The sequence below is a fragment of the Streptomyces macrolidinus genome, assembly GCF_023887685.1.
Classification (GTDB): domain Bacteria; phylum Actinomycetota; class Actinomycetes; order Streptomycetales; family Streptomycetaceae; genus Streptomyces; species Streptomyces macrolidinus.
This window is the reverse complement of record NZ_JAMWMR010000001.1, coordinates 264,524-278,611: the sequence shown is the minus strand read 5'-3', so window position 1 is coordinate 278,611 and position 14,088 is coordinate 264,524. Positions and strand designations below refer to the sequence as shown.

Here is a 14,088-nt window from a genome sequence, read left to right as displayed (position 1 = left end):
GCCCGCGTGGGCTCCGGCACCGGGTCGGCTCACTTGCCGCAGTACTCGGCCTCGATCACCGCGTCGCTGTCCCCCGTCCAGTCGCCGTTGAAGTTGAAGGCGAGGGAGTGGCGGCCGTCGGCCGTGGTGACGGCCTCGGACACGGAGCCGTGGATGCCGCCGCCGTGGCCCCAGACATGGACGCCGCAGCTCAGGGTGCGGTCCGTCAGGCCGAGGCCGTAACGCACGTTCGGGATGCCCCGGGCCGGGACCGTCGTCTTCATCTCCTTCAACTGCTTCGGCGGCAGCAGCTTGCCCGTCAGCAGGGCCGAGTAGAAGCGGTTCAGGTCCGCCGAGTCGGAGATCATCTCGCCCGCCGAGGAGGCCATGGACGGATTGAGTTCCGTGACGTCGTACGTCGCCCCCGTGGCCGTGGTGGCGAGCTTGCCGTAGGCGCGGCTGCTGGGCTGCGGGACCGTGCTCCTGGTACCCGGCACCGAGGTGGCGTGCAGGCCCAGTGGCTTGATGATGCGCTCGCGGATCTCCTGTGCGTAGGAGTGGCCCGTGACGCTCTCGATCACCATCCCGGCCACGACGTAGTTGGTGTTGGAGTAGTTCCAGGAGGCGCCCGGCGCGAAGTCCGGCTCGTGGGACATCGCGACCGCGACCAACTCCTCGGGCTTCAGGGTGTCGTAACGGTGCTCCAGGAAGCCGTCCAGCGTGTGCGTGCGGGCGAAGGGCTCGTCCGCCGTGTAGCTGAAGATCCCCGAGGTGTGGTTCAGCAGGTTGCGGAGGGTGATCCGGCGGCCGTCGTGGCCGTTGCCCCGGACCGTGCCCGGCAGCCACTTCTCCACCGTGTCGTCCAGGGACAGCCGTCCTTCCGCCTCCAGTTGGAGCAGCACGGTCGAGACGAACGTCTTGGTGATGCTGCCGACGCGGTAGTGGTCCTGCGGTGAACGCGGCGCGCCCGTCCGCAGATCGCCGGCCCCCGAGGTCGCCCGCCAGGTGATGCTCCCCTGCCGCGCCGTGGCCGTCACGCCGGGCACCCCGGCCGTCACGGCTGCGTCCATGGCCTGCCGGGTCGCGGTGTGGTCGGCATGGTCGGCCGCGCGGGGAGCGGCGGCGGCCGGGACGGTGAGGGCCACCGCCGTGACCGCCACCGTCGCCACCGCTCCTGTCAGTCCGCTGCGCAGGGACATGTCTTCCCCCTTCTCGTGGTCGAGCGTGGTCAGCGGGACAGACCGAGGGCGGGGGCGCGATGGTTGATCGGCGGGGCGGGAGGTGGGCGAGTTTCGGCCGTCGCCGTCCGGCACCGTCCGACCGGCGTCGACGCGTACATGACTGAGGTGTACGTCACACCGCGTGTGCGGCGGGAGGCGAGGGGCAGGGGCGAGTCAGCACAGGGTGCGGCACGTAGTGCCGACATACGCGTTTCCCCAGCTCAGCAGGGGTATGCCGGGCTCTCGCAACCGCGCGGCCGGACGTTCACGTCCCACACCGTGGGCACACAGTGCACAGAATTGGACAGACGGGCCGGGGTCGGCCGCATGATGGAGAGGCCTCGGCCGAGCAACAGGCACGGACAGCACACGTAGAGGGAGTCGCCGTGAGGGTCGGAATCGTCGGAGCCACCGGTCAGGTCGGCACGGTCATGCGCAAGATCCTCACGGAGCGGAACTTCCCGGTCACGGAGCTGCGCCTGTTCGCGTCCGCCCGTTCGGCGGGGACGGTCCTGGACGGCGTGACCGTGGAGGACGCGTCGACGGCCGACTACGCGGGCCTGGACATCGTGCTGTTCTCCGCGGGCGGCGCGACCTCGAAGGCACTGGCCGAGAAGGTCGCCTCGCAGGGCGCCGTGGTGATCGACAACTCCTCCGCCTGGCGCCGGGACCCGGACGTACCGCTGGTCGTCTCCGAGGTGAACCCGCACGCGATCGTGAACCGCCCCAAGGGCATCATCGCCAACCCGAACTGCACGACGATGGCCGCGATGCCGGTCCTGAAGCCGCTGCACGAGGAGGCGGGCCTCGAAGCGCTGGTGGTCGCCACGTACCAGGCCGTGTCCGGCTCGGGCCTCGCGGGCGTGGCCGAGCTGCACGGCCAGACGCAGAAGGTGGTCGCCGACGCCGACAAGCTGACCCACGACGGCGAGGCGGTCGACTTCCCCGAGCCCGCGGTCTACAAGCGCCCGATCGCCTTCAACGTCCTCCCCTTCGCGGGCAACCTCGTGGACGACGGTCTGCACGAGACCGACGAGGAGCAGAAGCTCCGCAACGAGTCCCGCAAGATCCTGGAGATCCCCGCGCTGAAGGTCTCCGGCACGTGCGTGCGCGTCCCGGTCTTCTCCGGTCACTCCCTCCAGATCAACGCCCGCTTCGCGCGCCCGCTGTCGGTGGAGCGCGCGACGGAGCTGCTGGCCGCCGCGCCGGGCGTGGCCCTCTCCGAGATCCCGACCCCGCTCCAGGCGGCGGGCAAGGACGCGTCGTACGTGGGCCGCATCCGCGGCGACGAGACGGTGGACAACGGCCTCGCCCTGTTCGTCTCCAACGACAACCTCCGCAAGGGCGCGGCCCTGAACGCGGTGCAGATCGCGGAGCTGGTGGCGGCGGAACTGAACGAGCGCTGACCCACGGGCAGCGAGCCTCACCCCACGGACAGAAGGGGCGTGCACCGACGGCGGGGCACGCCCCTTCGACGTGCCGACAGCGGGGCGGTCAGTCCCGGCGGACCTCGTACAGGAAGCACCCGTACTCCACGGCCCGGACATGGACGAGCGCCACGTCCGGGTCGTCGAACGCCTCCGTGACAGCGGCTTCGAGGCCCGTATCGACCAGTCGGCCGCCGAGGATGTGACCGTCCCGGGAGTAACGGCGCACGGTGCGGTGGGCGTTGGCGAACGGGTAGTCGGCCAGTGCCGTGTCAGGGCCCGCGCACGCGTCGGCGTGCACGAAGACCGGCCCCACCTCCTCGTACGCGCCGGGGTCGGCGCCGGTCTCGGCCGCCCAGCGCCGCAGGGGCGCGTACGAGACGAGGGCGATCCGCTCACCGGGCGTGCTGCGGCGCAGGCAGCAGCGCAGGGGCGAGCCGCCCTCGTCGTCCGTGAAGGGCGCCGTCGGACGGCCCGCGTCATCAGTGGTGCGCAGCTCCTTCAGGACGGTCGGTTCGATGGGGCGAGGTGAGTACGTCGTCATGACCCCAGGCTCCCGCCCGCCCGCGCGGATATCCGGCGGATTTCGGACGTGACGTTCCGGAGCGCCGCGGGGGCGGACCGTGGGACAGGCCCCGTTCATCGCCGTGGGTGATCAGGGCGTGCAAGGATGACGCAACCGACACATAACGAGGAGATGACCGCGTGCCTGGCACAAACCTGACTCGCGAAGAGGCGCAGCAGCGGGCGAAGCTGCTCACCGTTGACTCGTACGAGATCGATCTCGACCTCTCCGGCGCGCAGGAGGGAGGAACCTACCGGTCCGTGACCACGGTGCGCTTCGACTCCGCCGAGGACGGCGCGGAGTCCTTCATCGACCTGGTGGCTCCGGCCGTCCACGAGGTCACCCTCAACGGCCATCCGCTGGACCCCGCGGCGGTCTTCAAGGACTCGCGGATCGCGCTGCCCGGCCTGCTGGAGGGGCGCAACGTCCTCCGTGTGGTCGCCGACTGCGCGTACACCAACACCGGTGAGGGCCTGCACCGCTTCGTCGACCCGGTCGACCAGCAGGCGTATCTCTACACGCAGTTCGAGGTGCCGGACGCGCGCCGGGTGTTCGCGTCGTTCGAGCAGCCGGACCTCAAGGCCACCTTCCGGTTCACGGTGAAGGCGCCGAGCGGCTGGACCGTCGTCTCCAACTCGCCGACGCCCGAGCCCAAGGACGACGTGTGGGCCTTCGAGCCCACGCCGCGGATCTCGACGTACATCACCGCGCTGATCGTGGGCCCGTACCAGTCCGTGCACAGCGTGTACGAGAAGGACGGGCAGCGCGTCCCGCTCGGCATCTACTGCCGCCCCTCGCTCGCCGAGTTCCTCGACGCCGACGCGATCTTCGAGGTGACGCGGCAGGGCTTCGACTGGTTCCAGGAGAAGTTCGACTACGCGTACCCGTTCGAGAAGTACGACCAGCTCTTCGTGCCGGAGTTCAACGCGGGCGCGATGGAGAACGCGGGCGCGGTCACGATCCGCGACCAGTACGTCTTCCGGTCCAAGGTCACCGACGCCGCGTACGAGGTGCGCGCCGAGACGATCCTGCACGAGCTGGCCCACATGTGGTTCGGCGACCTCGTGACCATGGAGTGGTGGAACGACCTGTGGCTGAACGAGTCGTTCGCCACCTACACCTCCATCGCCTGCCAGGCGTACCACCCCGAGAGCCGGTGGCCGCACTCCTGGACCACGTTCGCCAACTCCATGAAGACGTGGGCGTACCGGCAGGACCAACTGCCTTCGACGCACCCGATCATGGCCGAGATCAACGACCTGGACGACGTCCTCGTCAACTTCGACGGCATCACGTACGCCAAGGGCGCCTCGGTCCTCAAGCAGCTCGTCGCCTACGTCGGCATGGACGAGTTCTTCGCGGGTGTGCAGGCGTACTTCAAGCAGCACGCGTACGCCAACACCCGGCTGTCCGACCTGCTGGGCGCGCTGGAGAAGACCTCGGGCCGCGATCTGAAGACGTGGTCGCGCAAATGGCTGGAGACGGCGGGCATCAACGTCCTGCGTCCGGAGATCGAGACGGACGAGGACGGCGTCATCACGTCCTTCGCCATCCGCCAGGAGGCCCCGGCGCTCCCGGCCGGTGCGAAGGGTGAGCCGACGCTGCGTCCGCACCGTATCGCCGTCGGCCTGTACAACCTGGTCGACGGCAAGCTGGTCCGCGCCGAGGACGGCCGGATCGAGCTGGACGTCGACGGCGAACTGACCGCCGTGGCGCAGCTCGTGGGGCAGCGCCGTCCGGACGTGGTCCTGCTCAACGACGACGACCTGTCGTACGCGAAGGTCCGCCTGGACGAGCGGTCGCTGGCCTTCGTCACCGAGCACCTGGGCGACTTCGAGTCGTCGCTGCCGCGGGCGCTGTGCTGGGCCTCGGCCTGGGACATGACGCGGGACGCGGAGCTGGCGACCCGTGACTACCTCTCCCTGGTCCTGTCCGGCATCGGCAAGGAGTCGGACATCGGTGTGGTGCAGTCGCTGCACCGCCAGGTGAAGCTGGCCATCGACCAGTACGCCGACCCGTCCACCCGCGAGGCGCTGCTGACCCGGTGGACGGACGCGACGCTCGCCCATCTGCGCGCGGCCGAGCCGGGCGGCGACCACCAGCTCGCGTGGGCACGCGCCTTCGCGGCGACCGCCCGCACCCCGGAGCAGCTCGACCTGCTGGAGGGGCTGCTGGACGGTTCGGAGACCGTCGAGGGGCTGGCCGTGGACGCCGAGCTGCGGTGGGCGTTCGTGGAGCGGCTCGCGGCGGTGGGCCGGTTCGACGAGACGGAGATCGCGGGCGAGCTGGAGCGGGACAAGACGGCGGCCGGTGAGCGGCACGCGGCCACCGCCCGCGCGGCCCGTCCGACCGCGGAGGCCAAGGCCGAGGCGTGGGCGTCGGTCATCGAGGACGACAAGCTGCCGAACGCCGTCCAGGAGGCGGTGATCGCGGGCTTCGTCCAGACGGACCAGCGCGAGCTGCTCGCCCCGTACACGGACCGGTACTTCGAGGTGGTCAAGGGCATCTGGGACGCCCGCTCCCACGAGATCGCCCAGCAGATCGTGACCGGCCTGTACCCGGCGCTCCAGGTCTCGGAGGAGACCCTGACGAAGACGGACACCTGGCTGACGGCGACGGAGCCGGTCCCGGCCCTGCGCCGCCTGATCTCGGAGTCCCGCGCGGGCGTCGAGCGCGCGCTGAAGGCCCAGGCGGCGGACGCGGTCTGATCTCTGGCATGACAGGGGGCGCCCGGCGGTGCCTGGGCGCCCCCTGCCTTGTTCAGATGCCTGGGCGTGCGCGTACTCCGATCACCTGCACGTCCACTTGTGGCAGTGCGGCTCAGGCCTCTTGTGCTCAGGCCTCTTGTGCTCAGGCCTCTTGTGCTCGATCTTCCGGAGGGCGATGACGACCGTCGTCTCTTCGTTCGCGACGACGGTCACCGGACCGGTGCAGGGTTCTTTGGGCCGGTTGAAGCCGTGGGGAACGTTGACGACGCAGACGCGGTACGTGCCCGGCTGCAGATCCAGGACATCGCAGGTGCCGGCGGCGTCAGTGGTGCAAGTACCCACTACCTGGCCGCCCGGGTCGACGACGTTCACTTCGACGCCCGGGACAGGGGCTTTTGACTTGCCGGTGACGACCTTCGCGATGACCGAGCCGGTCCCGGGCACGGGCTCGAAGTTCAGGCAGACCGTCTGGTTGTCGACCGTGGCACAGATGCTCTGGGGCCGGGGCTGGCCGGCGGGCCAGGTGGTGGTGGCGTTCAGCGACGGGTCGGTCAACACCGGGTTGGGCGTCACCGTGCCGACGGTCGTGCTGAAGTCCACCAGCACCGGCTGGAAGAACGGACCGGGAACAGTGTTGCCGTTGGAGTCGTGCTGAAGGCTGGCCGTGATCCGGGCCTGCTGTCCGGCCGCGATGTCCGCGGGCACGGAACTGATCGTCAGGATCAACCAGGGGCTGAAGTCGATCTGCCCGACCGCGGTCCCGGCCAGGTGATCGCACCCCGCGCCGTTCGGCATGTCGTTGCAGCCCCACCAGTTGAGCGTGGCGTCGATCTGCGCGTCAGCCGCGTCGTTGACCAGGCCGTTTCCGGAGCCGCTGTCGACGATCCGGTTCTTGTTCACCGCCATCGTGCCGGTGTAGGCGCCGGCCTGGACGACGATGCCCGAGCCGCCTGACCTGATGATGGTGTTCTGGGTGATCGTCGCGTCGGAACTGGGTACGGTCTGACCGCGCAGGGTGAAGCCGATGGCGTCCTGACCGGTGTCGGCGATGACGTTGTGGCGCACGGTGACGTCGCTGCTCCGGGAGATCTCCACGCCGAAGCGGCCGGCTACCGTCGCGGTCCGCTCGATGGTGTTGTCCGCCACGGTGATGCCGGTGTTCGTCACCGCCGCGAACCCGGTGAAGAGCAGAATCGCGCCGTGGGTCTTGTCCGTGATCGTGTTGTGTGTGATCTGGATGTCCTGGCAGGCACCCGACACCTGAACACCGCTGAAGCCGCCGACCATGCTGTTCTGCGTGATGACGACTTGTGAGACGGCGACGAGGACGACGGGGAACTCGCCTGGCATCTCGTTGTTGCGGATGGTGATGTTCCTCGTCCCGCCGGCCACTTCACCGCCGGAGATATTGATCGGGGAGTTGTCGTTGTCCTGGAACTTGCTGTCCTCGAACACGGCGTTGGCCAGCGGCCGGAAGGTGAAGACGCCATTTCCCTCGGTACCGGGATGGAGCGTGGCGTTGTCGTTGTCGAAGTAGTAGTTCTGCCGGAAGACCGAGGGGTTCACGCCGTTGGACGAAGGGGCGAATCCCTTGAGGTTGTTACTGAAGATGGTGTTCTGGACGACGTATCCACTGAAGTTCTCGCTGGTGGACACCCCTGCTCCACTGGCGTTGCCGGTGAAGGTGAACCCATCGATCGACACTCCGTCGGCACTGACCACCCACATGTCCACTGCATTCGGGGGCGGGAAGGCGGACGTGATCACCGTTTCACCGGGCCCGCCGGGCGTGCGGGTGCGGGCGTCCACACCCGCTTTGGCCCCCTGGAAGCGCAGGTTGGCCTTCCGGATGACCAGAGGAGTGGTCATCACATAGGTGCCGGCCTCGACCCTGATGGTGTCCCCCGGGGCCGCTTCGTTGTAGGCGAACGGGATCGAGGCGCACGGCGCGGCCACCGTGCCGCACCCCGGCGTGTCGGTTCCGTTGGGCGCGACGTGAATGACGCTTGCCGCGGCGGCCGGGGGCGCGGCCCCGACCGTCATGGCCAGTGCGATGAAACACCCCACCAGGAGAGCGGCAAGGCTCGGTCGGTTCCTCATCTCAGTTCAGGCCTCCTAAGCCTGTCGGCCAATGAATCGCGATACGCGATACGCGGTGCTCCGCATGCGGTATGCGCCGCGCGGCAGTACGACAGCGGAGAGTAATCAGATCGAGGCGGTGGCGCCCATGACTCGCCAACGGTGACCTATGACAGGGGCCGCACCATCACCCGCGTGCTGCAACCCGGCCGCGCGTGACGTCGCGCGCGTCCCCTGAGGCCGAGCCCCGCGGCGATGTCGCACCGACCCGCTGCGTCAGTCACAGAGGGCGAGGCTCCACTGGGCCCAGACCGTCTTGCCGACACCCGTCCGCGGCCCCGCACCCCAGTCGTCCGACAGCGCCTCGACCAGCGACAACCCGCGCCCGAACTGCTCCTCTCCGGTCGCCGTACGAGGGCTCGGCCAGCGTTCGCCGCGCGGGTCGCTGACCTCGACGCGGAGTGCGGCGGGCGTGGTGCTGACGCGCAGCCGGATGAGCCGGTCCCGCAGGCTGCCGTGCAGCAGGGCATTAGTCATCAGCTCGCTGACCACGAGGGCTACGTCCTCGGCGAGGTGCGGATACCCCCACTCGATGACGAGGCGTGCGGCCCGGCGGCGGGCGAGGGGGACGCAGCGCAGGACGGGGGTGTAGTCGAGCTGGTCTTCGTGGATGAGGCAGGCGGGGGTGACGTCGGTCACGAGGGGACCTCCGGCGGATTCACTGAGTGGCCGATCGGAAGCCGAACGTAGCGATGTCCGAGTTCTAGATGCAATCTCTACGGAGGTAATTGTCTCCAACGAGTGAAGTGCTGTTCGGTGCGAGTCCGGTGTGAGGCAGACTTGACTCCGTGACTCGTAGCTCATTCCCGGGTAACCGAACGTCAACTGTCCTGGGCCGCAGGCTCGGTGGTGAACTGCTGCGGCTCCGCGACGCGGCAGGCAAGACCCAACGGCAGGCCGCCGAGGCGATCAACGCGACGAACTCGAAGATCGTGAAGATGGAGCAAGGCTGGGTCCCGATGCGGGACCCGGACATCCGCGTGCTCTGCGAGTTCTACGGCCTGGACGATCGCGAAGCCGTGAGCAGACTGCTGAACCTGGCCCGGCTGGACCGCGAGCGCCGCAAGGCGAAGGGCTGGTGGCAGGACTCGCCCCACCCGGGCACGCTCACGGAGTACATCGCACTGGAGGCCGCCGCCAGCCGGGTGCGCACCTGGCAACTCTCCCTGGTCCCAGGCCTGTTCCAGACCGCCGAGTACGCTCGTGCGCTCGCGGTCAGTGAAGGCGCGGGCGTCTGGGAGGACCCGGACGAGATCGAGCGTCTGGTGGAGATCCGGATGCGCCGCCAGCAACGCCTGTGCAGCGAGCGCCCACTTGAGGTGTACGCCATCGTCTGGGAGGCGGCACTCCGGCAGTTGATCGGTGGCCCCGGCGTCATGCGCGCGCAGTTGGAGCATCTGCAGAAGCTGGCCGAACTGCCCAACGTCCGTTTGCAGGTACTGCCGTTCCACGCAGGCGGACACCCGTGTCTCCCCGCTTCGTTTACCATCATCTCGTTCGCCGAGAGTGAGGCGGTGGACGTGGTTCACACGGACACCATCAAGTCCACCGTGTGGGTGGAGAACAGGGCCGACAGCACGGCGTACGGCGCCTTCTTCGAGCGCACGGCCCGGCTCGGTCTCGCCCAGCGCGATTCGGCCCTGCTGATCGACACCATTCGCAAGGAGATCTGATCTCATGCACGAGTTCGACTTCGTGAAGTCCAGCTACAGCAGCACCGCCGGCGAGTGCGTCGAGGTCGCCCGCAACGTCCCCGACGTCGTAGCCGTCCGCGACTCCAAGGCCCCCGACGGCCCGATGCTCCGCCTCGCCCCCCACGCCTGGGCGGAGTTCACCTCGTCACTCGACTGAGGCCAGGCGGCAATGCCAAGGCTTCTCAGCCGGATGCCATAGCAAGCCGTTGGCGTTGCCGCTGATCGTCTTCCTTGAGCACCTCGATGAGGGCCGACTCCCCGACGTCCGCGGAGCCCAGACACTCGGCCAGATAGGTGGCGAGCCATGCGGCGGCTTCGAGCGACCAATCGGTCAGGCGCATCCGGCAGGTCAGGACGGGCGCAAGCGCGTAGGCGCGAGCGCGTGACCGGGCCGCCGGTGTGAGGCCCGTGCCTGTGCAGGGCACCACGCCGAGCAGAGCTTGTGAGACGTCCGGTGTCCATTCCCTGATGGCTTGCAGTGCCCTGGTGCCCGCGCCGGAGTCCGGAAGGGCGATGCCGACGGCGACGTCGGTCTCCGCGCCGGGGTCGGCGAGGGCCAGGACATCGGCGTGCAGAAGAGTGCCGTAGCAGGGGCGGGTGGGCGCCGTCGCGCCGTACGAAAGCGGGGCGAGAACGTGGAGTCCGGTCGGTACGGTGGTGCCCAGCCTGTCGAGGGCGCGCAGCAGGACGGCCGCCACGGGCACGATGGGCAGAGACTGGCCTGGCAAGGAGTGCACTCCTGCCTGGATCCAGGCCAGTTCGTCGGCCTGTGCCGAAGTGGTGGGGTCGGCGCCACCGGCCTCGTACTGCGCCCACCGCTGTCCTTCGGGGGGCGAGTGGCCGGAGTCCAGGGGAAAGGACCAGCCATAGGCCGCGGCTTGTTTGAACGCCAGCGAGTACAGGTCCTCGGTCGGCTCCGCCAGCCACGGGTGCGACACGTGCCGACCATGCAGAGCCACGAGCAGTCCTTCGTTCATGGCATCCACGGGGTCATGGCCGGGGACGTCCTGGCACTCAAATTCCAGCACCGCACCGAAGGTTCTGTGCCACTGTGGTCAGCTTCCGTGGTGAATCAGCTCCTCCCGGCACATCGACATCGACCACGCTGCGCCATGCGGTTCGGGTAACTCCCCGGCAAGCCTTCCTGGCCGTCGCGCGCTTGCCGCTCCCACCACCCGACAACACGGTCTTGTAGCCTTTTGCTACCTGCTTCCACTGACCGTCAGCACCTTTGACCTGAAGCCATACGTCACGGAAGCCCTTACGCCGGGCTTGGCGGCATACCCGGACTGCCCCTTCCACCAGCCATGCGCAGCAGCTTCGGGCAGACCGGTCGAGCGCGACACATGGACGTGGTCGGCCAAGGTAGTAGAGAGGTCGACGTCACTTGCTCCAGACGGGACTTCGGGTGCCGGAGCTGCGGCAACGGTGACGACCACGTCGCCAAGGCCAGTGCTGCTCCTGCGGTGCGACAGGGCATGGACACTCCGAACTCGCTGTTGAACGACCACCGCATGGTGTCGGACTGCTCGACTCAGCTCAAGACAAGCTGTTCGCTTCCCACCCAAAAGGAGGAATCGGTCTGCGATTCGAGGCCCCTGAAGGTTCCTCGTATGTCCTGAGCGTGAAGGAGGGTTCGATACAGGAAGAGCGATCTGGAGCGGACGCCGCCGGCCTGGGCCTGACCGAGCATGGTCTTGAAGCCCTGCCGTTGGCGTCCTCGTTCGGTCAGCTCCGGCCCGTCCAGCGGTCCAACGCCGCCTCCAGCCCAGTCGGGTCGGGGGTGTCCGACGCCCAGGCGATGTAGCCGTCGGGGCGTACCAGCACCGTCGTGTGGCGGTCACTCGCCCAATGCTCCACCGTGAGGCGGTCGTTGGGGGTGGTGGTGGCGTACGGCTGTGGGGTGATCAGGACGAATCGGCCGGTGTGCAGGGACTCGTGGAGTCGGCCGCCGCCCGCGAGGGCAATGTCGGGGGCGCGCTTGCCGGTGAGCGGGTGGGCGCCGCGGGGGGCGGTGTACGCGTAGCCGATTCCGCTGACCTGGGCCAGGACGTGCCGCCGGATCGGGCCGACGTGGTTGAGGACGGCGGTCAGTGCGGCGCGCAGGGCCCGGGTCCAGGGGCGCTTGGCCATCGCGAGCCGGATGATCCCGCCGCTGCTGCGCAGGACGGACCTGCCGACGGGGTGGCGCTCGGACTGGTAGGTGTCGAGGAGCGCGGGGTCGGCGTGGCCCCGCAGGACGGCGGCGAGCTTCCACGAGAGGTTCGCGGCGTCCTGCAGACCGGTGTTCATGCCCTGCCCGCCCGCCGGGGTGTGCACATGCGCGGCGTCCCCGGCGAGGAAGGCACGGCCGACGCGGTACGCGGGCGCCTGGCGCTCGTCACTGTGGAAGCGGGACATCCAGCGGGCGTCCCGCATGCCGTAGTCGTGACCGAACGCGCGGCGGGCGATCTCCCGGGCCTCGTCGAGGTCGAGCGGCGCGCTGTCGGGGACGTCGCGGTCGCGGCACCAGCCGATGAACCGGTAGTAGCCGTCGCCGAAGGGCGCGAAGAAGGCGAAGGCGTCACCGACCGCGCGGGCGGTCAGCGTCTGCGCGGGCTCCTCGTCCAGCCGGACGTCGGCGAGGACGACGGAGCGGATGACGGACTTGCCCGGGAAGGGCTGGCCGATGGCCTGGCGCACGGCGCTGCGCATCCCGTCGGCGCCGACGACGTACGCGGCGCGCATCTCGGCGCGCTCCCCGTCCGGGCGCCGTACCCGGAGCGTCACGCCGTCGGTGTCCTGGCTCAGTCCGGTGACCTCGGTCTCGGGCACGAACCGCACCCCTGCCTGCCGCGCGCGTCGCTCCAGGGCGCTCTCCACCTCGTACTGCGGCAGGACGAGGGCGTGGTTGAAGCGGGAGGGGAGGGTGTCGAAGCGCAGACGGAGGCCGTCGAAGAGCCGGATGTCGTCGAGGGGGCGTCCCTTGGCCTCCAACTCGTCCGCGAGGCCGCGGGCGTCGAGCTGCTCCAGGGTGCGGGCGTGCAGGACGAAGGCGCGCGAGAGGTTGCTGATCTTGCGGGGGCGCTTGTCGACCAGGGCGACGGCGAGTCCGGCGGTCGCGAGGTCACCCGCGAGCAGGAGCCCGGTGGGGCCGGCGCCGACGACGATCACATCGGGGGTGGGCGTGGGCGTGGCGTCGGTGCTGGAAGCGGGGGTGCGGGGCGTGCCCTTCATGACGGCCTCCTGTGGTCCGCGGCCGTTGGCCAACATTCGTTGACCAACACCTGTTGTCAAGGTAGAACGCCCGCATCGGACTGTCAACGACTGTTGGCCCACACTTGTTGGCCAACGCTTGCGGGTCCACGATTGTTGGCCAATGCCTGTTGGCCTACGCTTGTTGCATGCCCGACAGACCACCGCGCCGCTCCGACGCCACCCGCACCGCGATCCTCGTCGCCGCACGCGAGCGCTTCGCCTCCGACGGCTACGAGCGCGCCACGATCCGCGCGATCGCCAAGGACGCCCGGATCGATCCGTCCATGGTGATGCGCTACTACGGCTCGAAGGAGGGCCTCTTCGACGCGGCCCTCGACGTCGATCTACACATCCCGGACCCCCGGGAACTGCGCCAACACACCGTGGGCGAGACCCTGGTGGGCCACTTCCTCACCCTCTGGGAGGAGAACAACGACGCGCTCACGGCGATGCTGCGCGTGAGTGTCACCAACCCGGCGGGCGCCGAACGCCTCCAGCGGATCTTCCGGGACCAGTTGCTGCCGGTCGCCCGGCACATCTGTCCGGACCCCGAGCAGGCGCCCGCCCGCGCCGGGCTCGTCGCGTCACAGATCCTGGGGATGGCGCTCGCACGGTACGTACTGAAGCTCCCGGCGGCGGTCGCCCTGGCCCGCGAGGAGGTCATCGCCTGGCTGGCCCCGACAGTGCGGCGCTACCTCACGGCACCGCACCCCTGACGCGCGCCACTCCCGCACCCGTACGCGCACATATGCGGATGATGTTCGTACGAGCGGGTGAATCGGGCTCGGCGACGAAACACGTCGAGGGAGCCCACGCACCGGACGGTGTTCGGGCTCCCTCGACGGAAGTGTGTGTCGGGCGTCAGCCCTGCTTGGCCTGCTTGCGCGACTTGTCCAGGAGCATCACGAGACCCGCGATGACCAGGAAGAGCACGATCGGGGCAGCCACGAAGTACCCCAGCGTCTCGGCCACGCTGAAGCCGGGGCCGGGGTCGTCGCCGTCGTCGCGGGTCAGCGCGAGCGCGGGAGACGTCATGAGCAGCATCATCAGCGTCGTACCGGCGGCCAGGGCGCCGGCGCGCAGGGCGTTCTTCTTGTCCACGGTGCCAACGTAGCGAAC

The 14,088-nt window shown here is 69.2% G+C and carries 12 protein-coding genes; 5 read left to right on the top strand and 7 right to left on the bottom strand.

The genetic code is table 11. The annotated features are described in order from the left end of the window. Positions 1 to 29 precede the first annotated feature (29 nt). A complete protein-coding gene (locus tag NGF19_RS01330; protein WP_252421520.1) occupies positions 30 to 1,178 on the bottom strand; it encodes a serine hydrolase domain-containing protein in 1,149 nt (382 codons plus the stop codon). 407 nt (positions 1,179 to 1,585) lie between these two features. Here NGF19_RS01330 and NGF19_RS01325 point away from each other — a divergent pair, with 407 nt between their 5' ends. Continuing rightward, a complete protein-coding gene (locus tag NGF19_RS01325) occupies positions 1,586 to 2,605 on the top strand; it encodes an aspartate-semialdehyde dehydrogenase (RefSeq protein ID WP_252421519.1) in 1,020 nt (339 codons plus the stop codon). An 88-nt stretch (positions 2,606 to 2,693) separates the two neighbouring features. Here NGF19_RS01325 and NGF19_RS01320 read toward each other — a convergent pair whose 3' ends face one another. Further along, positions 2,694 to 3,170 (bottom strand): DUF1203 domain-containing protein, encoded by a 477-nt coding sequence (locus NGF19_RS01320; protein ID WP_252421518.1) that lies wholly within the window; start codon positions 3,168 to 3,170, stop codon positions 2,694 to 2,696. A gap of 161 nt (positions 3,171 to 3,331) precedes the next feature. Between NGF19_RS01320 and pepN the strand changes: the two genes are divergently transcribed. Beyond that, on the top strand, positions 3,332 to 5,899 hold the full coding sequence (pepN, locus tag NGF19_RS01315; protein WP_252421517.1) for an aminopeptidase N: 2,568 nt from the start codon (positions 3,332 to 3,334) through the stop codon (positions 5,897 to 5,899). An 81-nt stretch (positions 5,900 to 5,980) separates the two neighbouring features. Here the strand turns inward: pepN and NGF19_RS01310 are convergent, their stop codons facing one another. Together NGF19_RS01310 and NGF19_RS01305 are read right to left on the bottom strand one after the other, a co-directional pair. Further along, positions 5,981 to 7,999, bottom strand: coding sequence for a right-handed parallel beta-helix repeat-containing protein (locus NGF19_RS01310; protein WP_252421516.1), 2,019 nt, complete (start codon positions 7,997 to 7,999; stop codon positions 5,981 to 5,983). Between the two features lie 255 nt (positions 8,000 to 8,254). Continuing rightward, on the bottom strand, positions 8,255 to 8,677 hold the full coding sequence (locus NGF19_RS01305; RefSeq protein WP_252421515.1) for an ATP-binding protein: 423 nt from the start codon (positions 8,675 to 8,677) through the stop codon (positions 8,255 to 8,257). Between the two features lie 149 nt (positions 8,678 to 8,826). On the opposite strand from NGF19_RS01305, the gene NGF19_RS01300 reads away from it, so the two are divergent. Next, positions 8,827 to 9,711 (top strand): helix-turn-helix domain-containing protein, encoded by an 885-nt coding sequence (locus NGF19_RS01300; RefSeq protein ID WP_252421513.1) that lies wholly within the window; start codon positions 8,827 to 8,829, stop codon positions 9,709 to 9,711. A 4-nt stretch (positions 9,712 to 9,715) separates the two neighbouring features. Further along, positions 9,716 to 9,889, top strand: a complete 174-nt coding sequence (locus NGF19_RS01295; protein ID WP_252421512.1) for a DUF397 domain-containing protein — start codon at positions 9,716 to 9,718, stop codon at positions 9,887 to 9,889. Between the two features lie 25 nt (positions 9,890 to 9,914). Here the strand turns inward: NGF19_RS01295 and NGF19_RS01290 are convergent, their stop codons facing one another. Together NGF19_RS01290 and NGF19_RS01285 are read right to left on the bottom strand one after the other, a co-directional pair. Continuing rightward, positions 9,915 to 10,760, bottom strand: coding sequence for a hypothetical protein (locus NGF19_RS01290; protein WP_252421511.1), 846 nt, complete (start codon positions 10,758 to 10,760; stop codon positions 9,915 to 9,917). A gap of 700 nt (positions 10,761 to 11,460) precedes the next feature. Next, the gene (locus NGF19_RS01285; RefSeq protein ID WP_252421510.1) at positions 11,461 to 12,948 is read right to left on the bottom strand and encodes an FAD-dependent oxidoreductase; all 1,488 of its coding nucleotides are present in this window, start codon (positions 12,946 to 12,948) and stop codon (positions 11,461 to 11,463) included. Positions 12,949 to 13,115: 167 nt separating this feature from the next. Between NGF19_RS01285 and NGF19_RS01280 the strand changes: the two genes are divergently transcribed. Further along, entirely contained in the window at positions 13,116 to 13,685 is a 570-nt protein-coding gene (locus NGF19_RS01280; protein ID WP_252421509.1) for a TetR/AcrR family transcriptional regulator, read from the top strand. Between the two features lie 145 nt (positions 13,686 to 13,830). Here NGF19_RS01280 and NGF19_RS01275 read toward each other — a convergent pair whose 3' ends face one another. Beyond that, positions 13,831 to 14,070: a hypothetical protein gene (locus NGF19_RS01275; protein ID WP_252421508.1), complete on the bottom strand. Its 240-nt coding sequence runs from the start codon at positions 14,068 to 14,070 to the stop codon at positions 13,831 to 13,833. Positions 14,071 to 14,088 lie beyond the last annotated feature (18 nt).

What these genes read in the sequence shown, in the direction of transcription:
- NGF19_RS01320 (WP_252421518.1), bottom strand. Translation starts at nt 3,170, where the DNA reads ATGACGACGTACTCACCTCGCCCCATCGAACCGACCGTCCTGAAGGAG.
- NGF19_RS01285 (WP_252421510.1), bottom strand. Translation starts at nt 12,948, where the DNA reads ATGAAGGGCACGCCCCGCACCCCCGCTTCCAGCACCGACGCCACGCCC.
- NGF19_RS01280 (WP_252421509.1), top strand. Translation starts at nt 13,116, where the DNA reads ATGCCCGACAGACCACCGCGCCGCTCCGACGCCACCCGCACCGCGATC.
- NGF19_RS01330 (WP_252421520.1), bottom strand. Translation starts at nt 1,178, where the DNA reads ATGTCCCTGCGCAGCGGACTGACAGGAGCGGTGGCGACGGTGGCGGTC.
- NGF19_RS01310 (WP_252421516.1), bottom strand. Translation starts at nt 7,999, where the DNA reads ATGAGGAACCGACCGAGCCTTGCCGCTCTCCTGGTGGGGTGTTTCATC.
- NGF19_RS01295 (WP_252421512.1), top strand. Translation starts at nt 9,716, where the DNA reads ATGCACGAGTTCGACTTCGTGAAGTCCAGCTACAGCAGCACCGCCGGC.